16 protein-coding genes and 1 riboswitch are annotated in these 18086 nt (G+C 38.6%); of the genes, 7 read left to right on the top strand and 9 right to left on the bottom strand.

The genetic code is table 11. The features are described 5' to 3' along the window. Positions 1-4: 4 nt before the first annotated feature. Positions 5-1252, bottom strand: a complete 1248-nt coding sequence (gene nusA / locus ACST15_RS03955) for a transcription termination factor NusA (protein WP_459453345.1) — start codon at positions 1250-1252, stop codon at positions 5-7. Between the two features lie 16 nt (positions 1253-1268). Next, positions 1269-1745, bottom strand: coding sequence for a ribosome maturation factor RimP (locus ACST15_RS03950; RefSeq protein WP_459453344.1), 477 nt, complete (start codon positions 1743-1745; stop codon positions 1269-1271). Positions 1746-1952: 207 nt separating this feature from the next. Between ACST15_RS03950 and ACST15_RS03945 the strand changes: the two genes are divergently transcribed. Together ACST15_RS03945 and ACST15_RS03940 are read left to right on the top strand one after the other, a co-directional pair. Then, on the top strand, positions 1953-2768 hold the full coding sequence (locus tag ACST15_RS03945; RefSeq protein ID WP_129026783.1) for an enoyl-ACP reductase FabI: 816 nt from the start codon (positions 1953-1955) through the stop codon (positions 2766-2768). 71 nt (positions 2769-2839) lie between these two features. Then, positions 2840-3343, top strand: a complete 504-nt coding sequence (locus ACST15_RS03940) for a DUF4833 domain-containing protein (protein ID WP_459453645.1) — start codon at positions 2840-2842, stop codon at positions 3341-3343. Between the two features lie 224 nt (positions 3344-3567). Here the strand turns inward: ACST15_RS03940 and ACST15_RS03935 are convergent, their stop codons facing one another. Then, positions 3568-5526, bottom strand: coding sequence for a TonB-dependent receptor plug domain-containing protein (locus ACST15_RS03935; protein ID WP_459453343.1), 1959 nt, complete (start codon positions 5524-5526; stop codon positions 3568-3570). Positions 5527-5600: 74 nt separating this feature from the next. Beyond that, a riboswitch (cobalamin riboswitch) is annotated at positions 5601-5796 on the bottom strand. A gap of 121 nt (positions 5797-5917) precedes the next feature. On the opposite strand from ACST15_RS03935, the gene ACST15_RS03930 reads away from it, so the two are divergent. Genes ACST15_RS03930 through ACST15_RS03920 form a run of 3 tightly spaced genes read left to right on the top strand, consistent with a single transcriptional unit; the run spans position 5918 to position 7759 of the window. Then, the gene (locus ACST15_RS03930) at positions 5918-6484 is read left to right on the top strand and encodes a DNA-3-methyladenine glycosylase I (protein ID WP_459453342.1); all 567 of its coding nucleotides are present in this window, start codon (positions 5918-5920) and stop codon (positions 6482-6484) included. A gap of 4 nt (positions 6485-6488) precedes the next feature. Beyond that, positions 6489-7220 carry a polyprenol monophosphomannose synthase gene (locus tag ACST15_RS03925; RefSeq protein WP_459453341.1) on the top strand — a complete coding sequence of 244 codons (732 nt, stop codon included), beginning with the start codon at positions 6489-6491 and terminating at the stop codon, positions 7218-7220. Beyond that, complete coding sequence (locus ACST15_RS03920; RefSeq protein ID WP_459453340.1) at positions 7217-7759, top strand: CopD family protein; 543 nt, start codon at positions 7217-7219, stop codon at positions 7757-7759. The genes ACST15_RS03925 and ACST15_RS03920 overlap by 4 nt, the downstream gene beginning before the upstream one ends. Here the strand turns inward: ACST15_RS03920 and smpB are convergent. From smpB to ACST15_RS03900, 4 genes are all read right to left on the bottom strand, one after another. Next, positions 7756-8217 (bottom strand): SsrA-binding protein SmpB, encoded by a 462-nt coding sequence (gene smpB, locus ACST15_RS03915; protein WP_269004586.1) that lies wholly within the window; start codon positions 8215-8217, stop codon positions 7756-7758. The two genes, ACST15_RS03920 and smpB, sit on opposite strands and share 4 nt — an antisense overlap. Before the next feature lie 59 nt (positions 8218-8276). Next, positions 8277-8858 carry an OmpH/Skp family outer membrane protein gene (locus ACST15_RS03910; RefSeq protein ID WP_459453339.1) on the bottom strand — a complete coding sequence of 194 codons (582 nt, stop codon included), beginning with the start codon at positions 8856-8858 and terminating at the stop codon, positions 8277-8279. 75 nt (positions 8859-8933) lie between these two features. Next, positions 8934-9302 (bottom strand): hypothetical protein, encoded by a 369-nt coding sequence (locus ACST15_RS03905; RefSeq protein ID WP_459453338.1) that lies wholly within the window; start codon positions 9300-9302, stop codon positions 8934-8936. Positions 9303-9304: 2 nt separating this feature from the next. Then, complete coding sequence (locus ACST15_RS03900; RefSeq protein WP_459453337.1) at positions 9305-11743, bottom strand: penicillin acylase family protein; 2439 nt, start codon at positions 11741-11743, stop codon at positions 9305-9307. A 132-nt stretch (positions 11744-11875) separates the two neighbouring features. Between ACST15_RS03900 and ACST15_RS03895 the strand changes: the two genes are divergently transcribed. Further along, complete coding sequence (locus ACST15_RS03895) at positions 11876-12817, top strand: N(4)-(beta-N-acetylglucosaminyl)-L-asparaginase (protein WP_459453336.1); 942 nt, start codon at positions 11876-11878, stop codon at positions 12815-12817. Between the two features lie 11 nt (positions 12818-12828). Then, positions 12829-14661 (top strand): glycosyltransferase, encoded by a 1833-nt coding sequence (locus ACST15_RS03890; protein WP_459453335.1) that lies wholly within the window; start codon positions 12829-12831, stop codon positions 14659-14661. 62 nt (positions 14662-14723) lie between these two features. On the opposite strand, the gene ACST15_RS03885 is transcribed toward ACST15_RS03890, so the two are convergent. Further along, positions 14724-15383 carry a DNA alkylation repair protein gene (locus ACST15_RS03885; RefSeq protein ID WP_459453334.1) on the bottom strand — a complete coding sequence of 220 codons (660 nt, stop codon included), beginning with the start codon at positions 15381-15383 and terminating at the stop codon, positions 14724-14726. Further along, positions 15380-18085 carry a glycosyl hydrolase gene (locus ACST15_RS03880; protein ID WP_459453333.1) on the bottom strand — a complete coding sequence of 902 codons (2706 nt, stop codon included), beginning with the start codon at positions 18083-18085 and terminating at the stop codon, positions 15380-15382. The genes ACST15_RS03885 and ACST15_RS03880 overlap by 4 nt, the downstream gene beginning before the upstream one ends. Position 18086: the final 1 nt, after the last annotated feature.

Here is an 18086-nt window from a genome sequence, read left to right as displayed (position 1 = left end):
CAACTTACTCAAATTCAGCACGAAGAATCGATAAGATATCTTCGATCGTCTCCTCTTCCAACTCCGTTCTACGCTCTAATTCTTCTTTAGATAAAGCTAAAACCTGCTTGGCTGTATCCAAACCAATCTTGTGTAGCTCATCCAAAATCCAAGCGTCAATGTCGTCAGAGAATTCATTCAATTCTACATCTTCCTCGTCCAATTCATCTTTAGGCACATCACGGAAGACATCAATTTCATATCCGACTAACTTACCAGCTAATTTAATGTTTTGACCTCCACGACCAATGGCCATAGATACTTGATCTGAGTTTAAAAATACCGAAATACGTTTACGCTCTTTATCAATCGTCATCGAGTTTAACTTCGCAGGACTCAAGGTTCTAGCAACTAATAACTCTAAATTATCTGTGAAGTTAATCACGTCAATATTTTCATTCTGTAATTCACGAACAATACCATGAATACGGGATCCTTTCATACCTACGCAAGCCCCTACTGGATCAATACGATCATCATATGATTCTACAGCTACCTTAGCGCGCTCACCTGGTTCACGAACAATCTTACGGATAGTAATAGTGCCGTCATAAATTTCTGGAATCTCTTGTTCAAATAAGCGCTCCAAAAATACAGGTGAAATACGTGATAAAATGATACGTGGCGTACCATTAGCCATCTCAACCTTGTGAATGATTGCTTTAATTGTCTCTCCCTTTTTAAAACGATCCTTTGGAATCATTTCAGTTTTAGGTAGAATCAATTCATTGTCTTCACTGTCTAGCAAGATCAACTCTCTACCCAAAATTTGGTATACTTCGGAACTAACTAATTCACCCACTAAATCTTTATACTTATCATAAAGACTTTCTTTTTCAATGTCCTTTATTTTTTGAATCAAGGTTTGACGAGCTGTTTGAACTACGCGACGACCGAAATCCTCTAACTTGATCAATTCAGCTACCTCTTCACCAATTTCAAAATCGGGCTCGATTAATTTCGCCTCTGACAAAGGAATTTTATCAAAATCCCAAATATCTTCCGAATTATCGTCCACGATTTCACGTGTACGCCACATCTCTAAATCGCCACTCTCGGGATTGATAATCACATTGAAGTTTTCATCGGAACCAAATTTCTTACGAATCATGGTACGAAATACATCTTCTAAAACCGATATCATCGACGGCTTATCAATGTTCTTTTCCCGAGCAAACTCTGCAAATGACGAAATTAATTCAACACTGTTCATTGCTATCTCTCTTTTTTTATTGAAATGACACTTGTACTTTAATTTTATCTATTTCTGCTAAGGAAATCCAAGTAGACTCCTTAGCCACTATTACTCGATGTTTCAGCGTTTTTTCAGTTAAAACCTCGATCGAATCCTCATTGTAAGCGAGTAAAACTCCTTCAAATTGCCCCTCTTTCTTCATCCAAACTTTAACCTTTCGACCTATATTTTTTTGAAACTGCCATCCTTGCGTTAATGGAAAATCCAAACCAGGAGAAGAAACTTCTAAATTGTAAGCCTCCTCAATCCACAAATTTTCTTCAATATGATGTGCCAACTTACGGCTCAACAAAGCACATTCATCAATGGAAATCCCTTCTAATGTATCGACTAAAATCGTTACGAGACTGCGTTTAGCTCCTTGTGAAACCTGCAAATCCACTAAAAAAATAGGACCATCTCCCACATAAGCCAACAACCACTCCCTAATTTTTTCTGATAAATCACCCATGCTTTTCCAATTGAAAACAAAAAGAGGGATTAAAAACCCCTCTTCATTTCTTAAATTTCCTTCGCAATTTACGCATATTTTTCTAAATAACAACCTATTCAGCAAATAGAATGGTATTTGAGATAGATAAATCCATTCTATTCTGAGAAAAAATTCGTTACTTTGGAGGCAAAATCACAAAAATTCAATCGATCTAGATCGCTTCATATGGCATATCAATTACTTAAAGGAAAAAGAGGTATTATTTCTGGCGCATTAAACGAAGATTCCATCGCCTGGAAAATTGCAGAAAGAGCTCACGAGGAAGGAGCAACTTTCACCTTGACCAATGCTCCACTCGCTATGCGCATGGGAGAAATCAATCACCTAGCTGAAAAATGCGGAGCCAAAGTTATCGGTGCTGATGCCACTTCGATTGAAGATTTAGAAAAACTTTACGATGAGTCCATCGAATTTTTAGGCGGGCCAATCGACTTTGTATTGCATTCCATTGGAATGAGCACGAACATCCGCAAAGGACGTGAATATGGAGATTTAAATTATGAATGGTTTTTAAAATCATTGGATGTATCTGCTCTTTCCTTCCACAAAATGCTTCAGGTAGCTCAGAAAAAAGATGCTATCGCTCAAGGAGGGTCTGTTGTAGCTTTATCATACATCGCTGCTCAACGTTCTTTCCCTGATTATACGGACATGGCTCAAGCGAAAGCCATGTTGGAATCCATCGCGAGATCCTATGGTTATCACTATGGTAAAGCTAAAGGAGTACGTATTAATACAGTTTCTCAATCTCCAACCAAAACAACAGCTGGAACAGGGATAAGTGGTTTCAATGCATTCTATGAATATGCCAACCAAATGTCTCCATTAGGCAATGCTACTGCTGATGATTGTGCAGATTATGTTATTACCTTATTTTCTGATTTAACTCGTAAAGTAACTATGCAAAACTTATTCCATGATGGAGGTTTCTCTTGTGTAGGTATTTCAGAGGAAATTGTTGAAAAGATGGAAAAACAATAATCATTTTCGTATTTCAGCTAAGCTTTACCTTGAGATTACTTTCAACTTTTATTCGGATTTTTTTGTGGCTAATGGTAGGTACTTTCCCGGCATTGGCCACTTACGAAGTTTTTCCTAATCCCCCAGAAAGTGCTATTAGGTTATTCTACATTCAACGTAGTTCTAATTCGAATGTGGTGGTCTATGACGCTAATTTAACAAGTTCTAAAGCCTTAAATTCCAAAAATCCGGTACATACTTATTGGATTAGGTATGCAGAAAAAGGCCAACAAGAAGAATTGTCTTCCATTCAGAAAACCTTAGCATACGGCTTATATACCAACAAAATTCCAAGTGAAATTGAACCTGCTTATGAAGCCTATTTTTTGGCATACAGGAAAAGGAAATTTGTTGTCAAACTAGACCCCAAAGGTCTACCCATTGCCTTATTCCCAATCAACGGAAAGCTTCAAGTCCTAAAAAGAGTCTTTGTGAGCGTAGACGAAAGTAAATTTATGCCTTCGGTCAATTACATTGAATTATTTGGTAAAGACCCCATATCAGGCAAAGAAGTCTACGAGCGCTTTAAACCATGATTTCTTAACGCTGTCAAGGTTTAAAACCTTGACAGCGTTGGTAAAATTGGCATTTTTATTTTTAAAAACCCTCCAGTTTTTTGATAAATTAAATTAAAATCAATCTGTTGATTTTATGAGAAAAATATCAATTTTTAAAAACAGATGTAAGCAAAGAAAGAATAGCTTTGCCTAACGCTGTCAAGGTTTAAAACCTTGACAGCGTTGAAAAAAAATCCCAAAACTTACCACTGATACTTCAAGGCAAGCAATAGATTCCATGGCTGAGTTGAATATCCATATGATTCAACAAATGTTTGATTGTACAAATTTTTAATCAAAAGATTGAATTGCAACTGCTTACTTATCTGATAACTACTTTGTAACTCCGACCAGACGTAGGGTTTCAATTGCTTAGAAACCACGCTGAATGATGCCTCATCATAAACAAAATCAGTTCTTTTAGCTTGCCAATGATGCATCCATGACACTTGCCATTTCGCATTAATTTGGTAACTCAAATTTAATACCACAGAATGCGCAGGCCGCCTTATTAAGGAAGAATAAGTACTATCCTTCCCTGCGATTTTATTTGTCAGATTTCCATCAAGAAAAGTGTAGTTCAGGGACGAATTAAATCGCCCTGTTTTATAGTTACCCTCCAATTCAAGCCCTCGAGTATTTTGTTTGGAAACATTGACATATTCTCCATAAGGATCTACGCTTTTCGATTGAAAAACAATCCCATCTTTTACTGTGTTTTGAAAACCGACTATCCTAGCCGACCAAGCTGCCTGTGCGACTGACAATCCAAGTTCTAAAGTTGATCCTAATTCTGGCTTCAATGCACTATTTCCATAAGGAGAATATAATTGATACAAGGAAGGAACCTTGAATCCGGAATAAACATTAGAAAACAACTTCCAATCCTTCGTTAAAAATAAATAGGGATTAATGGTAAAGGTCGTGAAATCACCAAAATTGGAAGACTTATTCCATCGAGTGCCTAACTCAATTCCTCCCCTTTCCCCATGCTTCTGCACCGTAACATAACTTGCCCAAATGGATTGATTGGCTTTTTCAGGTGCTAAAGCAGGCGAGTCATATCTTCCAAAATTACTAATCGAGTAATCTGTTTGTAAGGTATTTTGAAAACGATATTCAGTACCGGCTAATAGTATCAATTCTTTACCTAAAACCCATTTACCATACCATTCCAATCCTTGACTTTTACCTTCATAATTGGATTGAGAAAAATTGGTCCAAGCATTCGCAGCAATAAAACTGGAGTCGTTGGTAAATTTACGGTGAATAAATTCATGAAAAGCCCGAAAATACCAGGTTGTAACCTTTCCCTTATATTGATATTGCAAACGTATAGAGCTAGAATTCGCTTTAGCTGTATAATCTTTTTCATCGACATACGGACCTGCATCTAAATGACTCTTGTTGGCATTCCATTGGTAATAAACATCCAACCAAGACTTTTCCCCAATGGGTCTAGACCAAGCCAAATGTACCTGCTGTTGACGAAATCCGTCCTTTTCAAAATTCCCCAATGTATCCTTTGCAGCTGAATATCCTTGACTTATAAAATCTCGAACTTGAATATTCCACAAATTTCTGGCTAAGGATCCGCGAACTTGAGCACTTGTGTTTAATTCACCGATACTTCCACCTTGTACTTGAACTTTCCCTTGTATTTGCTTGGAACTAGGTTTTTGCGTCACCAAATTAATTACCCCTGCCATGGCATCTGAACCATACAGGGTAGATTGACCTCCTTTTAATATTTCAATTCTCTCCAATGAACTGATATCCAATAAATTCCAATCCATTACTTGAGAAATATGCGAGGGGTCATTTACAGGAAATCCATCTATCAATAATAATACATGTCCCGTGTTAGCCCCACGGACGTAAATTTCTTGATTTGACCCGGGTGCACTTCTTGCTCCATTGATGGAAATTCCGACCTGACTTTGTAGTACTTCGGCCAAACTTTTACCTGCCATTTGATCTAATTGAGTTCGACTGATCAAACTTACCACCTTCCCCGTTTGGCTTAATTTTTGGGGATACTTTGGGGCAGAAACTTGTACTTCGGACAATAATTGAGATTCAGCTGATTGCTGAGCAAAAGCCAAAGCGCTAGGGAACAAAATCGCCCCCAATGCTAAGCATTGCGATTTTAAATGAAACATGATGTGTAGCCTCTCGGCTATAAAATTGAAAAAATACTCGAACGCTCGATCTCGTCTCATCCTCCGTAATGCGACATCAAGAATCGAAAAAGGCAGGTCTCCTGACTCGTTTTCATCATCTATCTACCTTCCCAGAAAATCCAGTGGCTTTGATTTGATAAATGCTTTACAAAAACTTACAGTTGCGGGGACAGTTTTGGCTTTGACCAAATTCCCTATTAAGTGACAATCTTTAGGAAAGATTTACACACCTTCATCTAAGGTCAAAGGTAGAAATTTTTTTGAAAGAATTCAGTTCTAATGGCAAGAGGAAAACTTCATTTATGAATTTATCAGTTTTTAACAAGGCTATTCCCCATAAATTCACTTGATTGCAGGCTAATTGAATGATATGACGAATCAAACTCGATGTGCCTGGGTTTCTTCCGACCCTCTCTACATAGACTACCATGATCAGGAATGGGGAATACCTCAACATGATGAACAAAAACTGTTTGAACTTTTAATCTTAGAAGGATTTCAATCAGGATTGAGCTGGATTACCATTCTTAGAAAACGTGAAGACTTCAGAGAGGCCTTTGATCAATTTAATTATCAAAAAATTGCTCAATGGGAGGACCATAAGTTTGAAGAATGCCTTTCAAACCCAAAAATTATCCGAAATCGATTAAAAATCAATGCCCTAAAAATGAATGCTCAAGCATTTATCAAAATTCAGGAAAAATTTGGTAGCTTTGACCGCTACATTTGGGAATTTGTAGGGTTTACGCCCATAAAAAGCCACTTCTTCAGTCATCAAGAATTACCTAGCAGTACGGAAATCTCATTAGCCATGAGCAAATCCCTGAAGAAACACGGTTTTAAATTCGTCGGTCCAACTATTTGCTATTCATTTATGCAAGCTGCGGGCCTGGTTAATGACCATATTACCGAATGTTTTTGCTATCAAAAAATATAAATTTATGAATTCGAGGATTGTCATCATCCCGACCTACAATGAAATTGAAAATATCCAAGCCATTATCGAAAAGGTAATGAGCCTAGATCCTTTATTTGATGTGTTAATTGTAGATGATGGTTCTCCAGACGGTACGGCCCAAGCCGTAAAACAATTACAAGTCGATTTCCCAAAAAGAATTCATCTGATCGAACGCCAAGGAAAACTGGGATTAGGAACTGCCTATATTGCTGGTTTTAACTATTGTATCGAAAAGCAATACGATTTTATTTTTGAAATGGATGCGGACTTTTCTCACAATCCTGACGATTTAGTACGCTTATACCAGACCTGTGAACAAGATGCTGATATGGCTATTGGTTCTAGGTATATCAATGGCGTCAATGTAGTAAACTGGCCCATAGGACGCGTTTTAATGTCCTATTTTGCTGGCTTTTACGTACGCTTTATCACAGGGATGCCGATCCAAGATGCTACCGCCGGCTTTGTATGTTACCGCAGAAAAGTGCTAGAAACAATACCTCTTCACGAAATCAAATTTATTGGATACGCTTTCCAAGTAGAAATGAAATTTACTACCTGGAAATACGGATTTAAGATTGTTGAAGTGCCTATTATCTTTACCGACCGTACGAAAGGAGAAAGTAAAATGTCTGCCAATATTTTCAAAGAAGCTATCTTCGGGGTAATTCAACTAAAAGTAAATAGTTTTTTCAAACGGTACCAAAGATCATGATCTATCCAATATTAAAATCACTGCACATCATTTTTGTGGTAAGTTGGTTTGCTGGATTATTCTATTTACCTCGTTTATTGGTCTATCAGGCAGAATCTCAAGATAAAGCAGAACCTGAGCGCAGCATTCTTTCCTCGCAATTCGAAAAAATGCAAAAGTTATTATTCAATGCCATCATGATGCCAGCCATGTTTTTAACTTGGTTGACAGGGCTGAGTCTTATTTATCTTCAGTGGTGGGATGGTTTTGGGCAACATACATGGTTGCACCTAAAATTGGCCTTTGTGGTTGGTATTACCATTTACCACTTCTATTGTCGCCACATAATTTTAAAATTCCGACAACAAAAATTTATTTTCTCTGGTCCCCAGCTTCGACTGTTCAATGAGATTGCCACCATTTTATTGGTGTCAGTGGTGTTTCTAGTGGTAGGAAAAAATAGCCTGGATTGGCTTTATGGCTTACTTGGATTTACCTTGTTTGGAATACTGATCATGGCAGCAGTAAAGCTTGCTAAGCGCTTTAGAAATAAAGCTTAGGATAATTGCCTAGCCATTTCTCGCTTGACATCTTTTTCCTTAATATCCTCTCGCTTATCAAAACTTTTTTTACCCTTTGCCAAGGCAATATTCAGTTTGGCATAGCCTTTATCTGAAATAAATAATCGAGTAGGAATGATGGTTAAGCCTACATTTTTTAACTCTTTTTGAAGTTTTTTCAGCTCCCTTTTAGACAATAACAACTTTCGATCTCGAAGTGGCGTATGGTTGAAATGAGTACCCTCTTCATAGGTGGAAATATGCATATTTCTCACATATAATTCGTCCTGCATGAACAAACAATAGGCGTCTGTGAGGTTGGCTTTTCCTTGACGGATGGATTTAATCTCCGTGCCTGTCAATACCAATCCTGCGGTCCAGGTTTCCAAAAATGCATATTCAAAAGAAGCTCTTCTATTCTGTATTTCAACTTTCTTTTGAATTTTTTCTCTTGCCATGTTGGTACAAATAAAAAAGCCACACAGATGCACTGCGTGGCTTTTTAGCGTTTAAAAGATTACTTACCCGCTTTTTTTGCAGCGTATTCTTTGTTCAAACCTTCAATCATTTTTTGAGTTACATCCACAGAAGCATCAGCAAATAAAATACCGCCTCCTAGTTTAGAATAACCCAAAACGAATTCATACTTGTTCTCTTTGTTCACCTTGGTGATATACTCACGAATGTTATTATATAACTCTTCGTTTTTCTTAGCTTGTTCTTGACCTAACTCAGCTTGCTTTTGCTGGCTATATTGTTGCAATTCTGCACCCTTCTTTTTTAAAGTCATGTCAGCGGCTTGCAATTCTGCTTGAGTCATAGCAGAAGCACGTTGTTGGATAGCTTGCAATTCCCCTTGAAGTGCTCTTTCTTTTTGACCTAAATCAACCTGTAAACGGTATCCTTTATTTTCAAACTCTTTTTGAGCGTCTTTGTAGAATTGATAATTATTCAAAAGTGAATCTGAATTAACGAATACAATTCTCTTTCCGTCAGAAGTAGTGGCTCCAATTCCTGCTGAAGACCCTGATGGTTTAAAATACAAATAAGCAATTGCAAAAGTTAAAACTACTAACCAAGCATAATGAAGATTTTTCACGGGGTATAATGTTTAAAAATGACTAGGACGCAAAGATACAAGGTCTTATTCAGTTGTCCTAAAAAATTACAATTTTCAATGATTTCCTCTCAATTTTGAGCCTGCCCAGGACCATAATGCCCCAGTTAAACCTCCAAAAACACCTGTAAGCAAGTATAAAGCCAGCACACTTCCACCTAGAGGTAAAATTTGTGCCATGCGTGAAGGCAAAGTACTTGGGAATTGGCTATCCATCCAAATCGCAGAAACGCTCCAAAGGATAAATCCAGCCCCTAATCCAATTAAAAATGCCGATCTACTCGGTAAAGCCAAAAAGAAGGAAATTATTCCAAACACAATTCCCATGGCATACCAAGGCAAATATATTTGAACAATTGCGCCCAATATTACCAAAATGAGAATTGTAGTAAGGGCAAAAGATGTACTCACGTTACGCTGTGCCATAATTACTTAGTTAAAATCATTTTTTTACGAATTCGATTGGTTTTTTGATCAGGTTGATTCAAAAATAATAAGGGTCTTAACTCTCCTTTGGCCCAGGTATCAATTAAATCATCATAATGTGAACTACCCGGATTTCCTGACTGTCCGCCTGGATAAACGCCATAGGCATTCGGATTTCCTGATTTAGACAATTCAACCACCAATCTCCAAGAAGGTCCTGTTTTGGTAGTTGAAGCATTCACTATGGTACCACCTCCGCCAATGGGAATATTGAGTCGGCTCAAGGCATCCATGCCTGGAATTAAATGACGAACACCCGTCTGCTTATGTTTGTACCAAACCCAATCAGCACCTAATGGTCCATGTAGCTTAGTTAAACTATCTACGTTGGCTTGGAAAGAAGTTCGAATGATATCATCCATACTTTCCTTCTTATTCTTGGTTTTCACATTGTCCCACCAAATTGCTGTCGGTTCTTCGATGATCAATTTCAATGTTCTATCCACCGTTGGAATATTCATAGGCGCCTTTTCATCACTATTGAATTCATCATCCCAAAGGAAAGACTGCAATAAAATCACCCAATTTTCAAAAATAGTAGCACCAATGGATTCCTTCGAATTCTGCAAGTCCCATTTCTTCAATACATCGATGGCTGATGCCATGGCTGGACTAGGATTGGTAATATGAGGCAATAATAATGGCAATAATCTACGGGCCCTGATATTAAAATTATCATTTTGCAGCCCCCTCAATGAATCAACTGTGGCTTTATTCATGGCTGTTAAGCGCTCATTAATTCTTCTTCCACGCTCAGAGGGAGCAAACTGCCAGCCCAAATAATATGGATAACTTTTATCCACCGAAAATTGGTTTGCTGAGCTCACAAATCCTCTAGGCGGGTTTTTAACATGCGGATCATGATCATGAGGAATATAGCCCTTCCAATCAGCTGCTGGATCCGTTCCATCCAATAGATATTTACCTTGTAAAGGAGATTTTAAAGGGAATTTTCCATTGACCCAAAGAGCAATATCTCCTTGATTACTAGCAAAAACAAAGTTTTGCGCTGGTGCAGAAAAATGGGTAATTGCCGCTTTATATTCCTCATAATTGGCAGCACGATTTAACTGATAAAAAGCAGAAACTTCGCTCGATTTTTCCAAGGCAATCCACTTTAAAGCATGTCCAACCGGTATATTCGAACGGAATGGTTTTTCGTGACTCAAATAAACCACCGGACCATGGTGCGTGAAAAACACGGTATCAACAAAATCATCCTCCCCTCTTACTTTAAACCTCTCTATGCGCATGGTCGTTTTTTTCCATTTCCCATCATGCCAATACTCTCGCTTAGAAGCATCTTTGAATTTAATTTGGTACCAATCCAACACATCCGAACCCACATTGGTAACTCCCCAAGCGATGTTCTTATTAAATCCGGCAATCACATTGGGTGAACCTGGCATGGTAGATCCATAAACATTGATACCTGGTGCTACCAATTGCATTTGATACCAAATGGAAGGCAATGAAAGCGTCAAATGGGGATCATTGGCTAAAATTGGCATTCCCGATATCGTTTTATTCCCCGCTACTGCCCAGTTGTTCGATCCCGTATTCGGATCTTTTTCTGGAGTTTTCATGGTACTTCCTAAACCTATAAAATCTGCAGGAGCTGCCGGAATAGGCAAAGGCTTGAAATCTATGGGAGTCCCTTCGGGGATAATCGGACTTTCTTCGAAGGGATAATTTGGGAATAAATGCTCGGCTACTTCACGACCATACTTTCTCAAAATATTAGTCATCTTTAAATCATCCGTACCTGAAGCCAAAACAAATGACATATTTTTTAAAAATAAGGCACTTTTAATAGGTGCCCATTTTTCAGGACGATAATTCAATAATTTATATTCTAAGGGTAATGTTCGGTCATTTAAGCTTTCTATGTAAGCATTAACTCCATCTGTATAAGCTTCTAGCGAGGCTTTAGCCACTGGATCTTCCACCATACCTTTTAAGGATTGCTCCGCACCATACACAGCCCCCATTCTTCGTTGAAATTGATCCGAGGCCATTCCTTTAGATCCGACGATTTCCGAAATTCTTCCACCAGCAAAATGGGTTTGAAATTCCATTTGCCACAAACGATCTTTGGCTGTTAAATAACCCTGAGCCAAGTATAAATCGTGGTCATTTTTAGCAAAAACATGGGGAATAGCCATTTCATCGTACAAGACTTGAACAGGCTCAATTAAACCAGGAATTTGTAGGGTCTCCTCCGTTTGCTCCGAGGCATCTGCTTTCTCAGCATTGACCCAGAATCCGTGGAAAGGACTTAGTAATTTACCCATCGGAGGTAAGGTGCCCCAATTGGTATGCAAGGCATAAGTCCAAATTAAGGTTACGATTAAAGGGAAAAAGGATTTAAATTGTCTCATTGATGCGTTGGGCACTCATTTGAAGATGAAAATTCAAAGATTTTATTTTAATTTAGAAAGACAATTTTACACATTTGTTATTCAATCAACAAACAAAATTAATTCTTAAGTGGGCGAGGCCATAAATATTGAATGAAAAGAAGATCATTTTTAAAAACTACAGGAATTTTAGGACTTGCTAGTCCTGCTTTATTAGAACAGCAAAGCATCCCAGAACCCATTATCATAGCTACTTGGAAAAATGAAAAAGGTACCCAGGCGGGGTATCAAAAAATCATGGAAACAGGAAAAGCCTTGGATGGTGTAGAAGCGGGTGCTTGGGTACCGGAGGCAGACCCCAATGAAACGACGGTGGGGTATGGAGGATATCCAGACCGAGATGGACATGTGACCTTGGATGCTTGTATCATGGATCACCTGGGCAATGCCGGATCTGTTACCTTTCTTGAACACATCATGCATCCTATTTCGGTAGCTAGGGCTGTAATGGAAAAAACACCCCATGTCATGCTTTCTGGTGCTGGAGCTCTGGAATTCGCCCTGTCGCAAGGTTTCAAAAAGCAGAATTTATTGACAGAAAAATCTAAAAAAGCTTGGCTTGAGTGGAAGAAACAAGCTAAATATGAGCCAAAAGTCAACATCGAACGACATGATACCATCGGCTTGTTAGCCTTAGGAAAAGCCGGTGAAATAGCGGGGGCATGCTCCACAAGTGGCATGGCCTTTAAAATGCATGGTCGCGTGGGGGATTCTCCTATCATTGGTGGAGCTGTATTTTGTGATGATGAAGTGGGTGGAGCCTGTGCTACCGGCCTCGGAGAATTTGTGATGAAAACATTGGGCTCCTTCCTGATTGTCGAGTTTATGAGACAAGGTAAAAGTCCACAGCAGGCTTGTGAAGAAGCCATTATGCGGATAGTTAAACGATATAAATACCAAGAATTTCAAGTTGGCTATTTAGCCATGAATAAAAAAGGAGAATATGGTGCTTATGCTATTCAAAAAGGCTTTAATTTCACCATTACCAAAAATGGAAAAACGGAAGTCATTGAAAGTGCCTCTTACATGTCTTAAATCATTTCACTATGACGAACGAAATTAAAACAAGAAAGCCCGTAGTTAAAAAGAAATTCTTAGTCGAAGTAGCTTGGGAAACATGTAATCAAGTAGGTGGAATATATACGGTTATTCGTACCAAAGTTCCTTCTATGGTGGAAAAATGGGGAGATGACTATGCCTTGTTAGGCCCCTATTTTCCTCAAACGGCTGCAGCTGAATTTGAGGCTCTACCAGTGGGGGAAGACACCCCAATGGAAAGGGCTATTTTGTGGATGAGGGAGCAAGGATATCAAGTGCATTATGGTAATTGGTTAATAACCGGTAAACCAAAAATCATTCTCTTTGACATAGCTTCCATTTATGAACAAATAAATGCCATCAAAGGTAGAATTTGGGAAAACCATAAAATCTCCACCTTAGGAGTAGAAGAATTAGTAAACCAAACCATTGCTTTGGGGGAATTAATCCGACTATTCATCACGAAATGGGCACAAGAAAATCAGAATAAAAAAGACCTAATCGTTCATTTTCATGAATGGATGGCTTCCACTTGTTTACCTGATTTAAAGAAAGATAAAGTAAAAATTTCAACGGTATTCACGACACATGCTACCATGTTAGGGCGTTACCTCGCCGGCAATGTTCCCAATTTTTATGATGTCATAGATACATTTGACTGGTATAAAGAAGCCGTTAATTATGGCATTGAAGCTCAAGCTAGCTTTGAAAGACATGCCGCTCAAAAAGCAGACGTTTTGACTACCGTCAGTGATATCACGGCCAAAGAATGTCAATATTTTTTGGGTCGAATACCTGAATTGATCTTGCCAAATGGATTGAATATCCAACGCTTCGCAGCCTTGCATGAGCATCAAAATTTGCATTCCAAATACAAGCAGAATTTATCTGAATTTGTCATGGGGCATTTTTTCCAAAGTCAAGCATTTGACCTGGATCAAACCCTCTACTTATTTACCTCTGGTCGATTCGAATATAGCAATAAAGGATACGATTTAACGCTTGATGCACTCGCCTTGTTAAATCAAAAAATGAAGGACATTGGCTCCAAGAAAACGGTGGTAATGTTTTTTGTCACCAAGCAGCCATACCATTCCATTGATCCAGAAGTATTGCATTCACGTGCCGTATTAAATGAAATTCGAGAGAACTGCTCAGCCATTGAAAAAGAAGTAGGGGAAAAACTATTTTTAGCAGCTGCTTCTTCCAACAACCTACAATTACCTGATTTAAACAATTTTGTTGATGAATATTGGCGACTTCGTCTTAGAAGAACAGTTCAAACTTGGAAATCTGGTTCTCGTCCTAAAGTGGTTACTCACTTATTGAAACAAGAAGATGACATCATCCGCAATCTGCATCGCACCAATTTATTGAATAACCCAGATGATAAAGTCAAGATTGTTTATCACCCTGATTTTATTGTTTCTACGAATCCATTATTTGGTTTAGATTACAGTCAGTTTGTACGAGGCTGTCATTTAGGTGTATTCCCAAGTTATTATGAACCATGGGGTTATACTCCATTAGAATGTATGGCTAGAGGAGTGCCTACTGTTACTTCCGACTTATCTGGCTTTGGGGATTATATCATGCAAATCATGCGAGATTATGAGCAATGGGGCGTAAGCGTAGTGAATCGTAAAAGCCAAACTTACCAAGAGTCGGTGGAACAATTGGCCAACAATTTATTCAAATTTACCCAACAATCTCAAAGGGAAAGAATTACGCAAAGAAACCGCGTAGAGAGTATTGCGGATACCTTTGATTGGTCCAATTTACGTAGCTATTATGATACAGCCCACGAATTGGCCCTAATGAAAAAAAGGAATAAGGCATAATCACTGATGCCATTTCATTTTAAAAGCCTTGTCAGAATAGAATCATTCCGACAAGGCTTTTTCTATAAATGCTTTAAAGCTTCCCTCCTGCTCAAGGCGGCCAATTCATGGGATTTAACAAAATCTTTCACCCAAATACCATCCACTCGAGCATATTGTCTTAATGACCAACCGATAGCTTTTTGGATGAAAAATTCTTTCTCCCGAGAAAGTTCCAAAATGATGCTGGATAATAAGGCAATATCGGTCTTTTGCTTATACGTCAGCTGAAACAAAACACAAACCCGTTGAAGCCAAAAATTACCTGATGACATCCAACGACTAATCCAAAAATCTCGTTGAGCAGGATTTTTCAATAAATAATGCCCCATAACATGTGGTCCCAAAACATCTACAACATCCCACCAGGATTGATTTCCAATCCAATTTTCCACTAATTCGGGAATTCGATCATCCCATTGTTTTTTCTCCAATAAGAGGTAATCCAATGCGAGGTATTGAAATTCTCGTTCCCTCATTTGAAATAATTCATTGGCTACCACAAACCAATCTAAACCTTTACCTTCCTGCTTGTACCATGCCTGGAGAATTTGATGCCTCAGCGGTTTCTTAATCCCTAAAAATGGGAATTGATCCCGCATGTATTTCCTCATCCAGAACGAATTTTCTTCCTGGGCATGGGCATGCATTTGCTCAGATAAGTGGGCTAATGGAGCATTCATCGATTACTAAAATAGATGTTACCTTGCAGGCCACTGTCCGTTATGGGCCAATTAGAAGCATCAAAAGGATTATAGCGAATGTCCACAAAATTAATCTCATAGAAATTTTTCCATTTCCCTCCCTCTTTATCCAACTGGCGGATTCGATTAGCTGATACATTGGTTACTTCCAATTCGATGTGGTTTTCTTCTTTCAATATTCCTGCAGGAAGCTTTAATTGAAATGGAATTGACCAAACTATTCCTACATCTTTTCCATTTAATCGGACTTTTACCCAATCTCTAACCTGATCAAAATGAAGGATTTTAGCTGATTTTAGTTCTTCCGCAGTTAAAGAAAAATCAAAGGAGTATTTCGCAGAGCCACTAAATTGATGCGTAGATGAGTCCTTCGTCCAATAGCTTAATTCCTTCATTTTAAGGGAAGAAGGTAAAAAGGGCGAACCATGTAAAAAATCCACTTGTATGTTACCCTTAGGCTGGATGAAGACTTCTTGTTTTTCTAACAAAGCTTGTATTTCCCCTCCTTTGAAGGTATTTGACACCTTGATAATCCGGCTTTCACCTGGCGCCAAGACTAAGTTTAAAACTTTGGATTTCGGTAATTTAATTTTCTTCAACTCCTGTGTTAATGGATTCAAAAGTTCAAGGCTCGAACCAGATTTTGCTAGGGAAATATTTCCCTCTGAAAACTGATGGGATAAATTGCTAACAAAATAAGCAAAACCGTTTTCCGTCCTTTTACGGATAAAAGAAAGCCCTTGCTCGGCCATCGTTTCCTTACTGACAGCGTGACGAGTTAAGGCATCAGCAGGATCAGATAATACCTTTAATAGAAAACTTTCTCGGGCCTTATTCCAGCGCTCCTTTTGTTCATCTGAATAATTCCAAGTACTAGGCACTGAGGGAATATGTTCTAAAAAATAAACGGGCATACCCTGCTTAACCCATCCGGCTAATAATTCCATAGTTTCCAAAGACAAATGGGTACTAGGAGGAATTAATAACATCTTATAGGTATTACCCGAAGGGGCCTTCCATCTCTTTGGAGCTACTACCTGTAAAGTGCTAAGTAAATGATCAGATACATAATCGACCTGAAAACCACGGTTTTGTAAGGCATTGGACCATTTACCAAATGGGGTTTGAATCATCCAATCACGACTATTGGCATGCAAATCCAGCGCATGGGTTTTACCGGATGAATTTCTTTGATGCCAAATATCTTCCATGGGAAAATACAAGAGCAAGTCAGCGTCGGTCGGATACTTCTGTAACATGCTTTGACATGTTTCAATATACTTGTTCAATTCGGGCAATGCACCCCAAAAATGACTTTGTGGGTTAAAATTGGTACTAGCATAAAATAACCAACCTGGCCAGGCTACTTCGGGTGGTGAATAGGTAGCACCATGGTAGAAAACATGGTTGACTCCACCAATAAAAACTTCATCAATGATGGGTTTTACTTGAGCCAATGAAACTTTAAAATGGTTTCCTAACCAAGTAGCTGTTTCACAAGAAACTAGTTTTTTACCCATGATATCAGCTGCCGAAGAAGCCAATTTGATATTTCTTAGGTCAGGTATTCCAAATCGAACGCTATCATAATCAGGATCAATGCGATAACCTGGAATGGTATAGGGCTTACTTCCAAAAAACTCGGTTTCAGGAATGTCCACTGAGGCATATAAATCAATTAAATTTCCAGGGGATCCATGTGCTTGATCCCGACTTATAAATCCTTGACTTTTAATCCATTGTGCCCAAGGTTTGGTAAACTGATTTAACAATAAATGAGCTAAGGTACGGTGATAATCCGCCCAAACTTGGTTTTGGAATTCGCCTTCTGCTTTTGCTTCTGCCAAAACGGGTAAATAATGGCGTAAATCGTAGCCGTTTATGCGCTTAAATTCATCAAATAAACGAGGACTAAAGTTTGCTCCATAAACTTCATAAGAATCGGTATAAATGGCTCTTAAGGGGGCATGCGACTTTTTTAAGACAGCCGCGAATGGTTGTTTATAAACATCCCAAGCTTCTTGAGAAAAATGATCCATGACCAAACCTTCTCCACCCGGAGCGGCGCGTTTCACCTTTTGTTGGGTTAATGTCTGGTAAAACAAATAAACAACGGTATTAGAGACTTTGGCTTTCCAGTTGGCTAGTTGGCCCTGTTGATATAATGGCCATAAATCTTCTTGAAAATTCTTAGCTTGATAAGCGGTGATGGATACCAATTTAGCATTCGGAAATTTATCAAGCGCGGGGGAAATTGGGGCTAATTTTTCTCCTTCAGATAAAGTTATTTGTTGAATTTTATAAGATTTAGCCGCTTCGGCTGCTCCAATTTGGGGTCCTCCATACGGCCAGCCTGTTCCTAAGGTTAAATCAATTCCCAAGTGTAACCTTTTGGCCTCCTTCAAGACAAATGCCAATTTGCTATTCCACTCAGGACTTAGGTAATTCAAAAATTGCTTCTCATAACCTTTAGCTCCGTAAATGGGAATGATATGTAAACCCCCAAAACCTGCTTTAGAAAAAGCCTCCAAGTTATGCGTAATTCCTTTTTCAGAAACAGCATTTCCAGGCCACCACCAATATGCCCAGGGTTTGGCACTTGAAAAAAGAGCAGGGTCTTTCGGCCCTGCTGCTTTAACATTGCTGCCAATTAACAGCAATAAAAAGAGAATTTTCTTCATT

Source organism: Aquirufa sp. Wall-65K1 (genome assembly GCF_054558475.1).
This window is presented reverse-complemented; position numbering and strand designations above follow the sequence as displayed.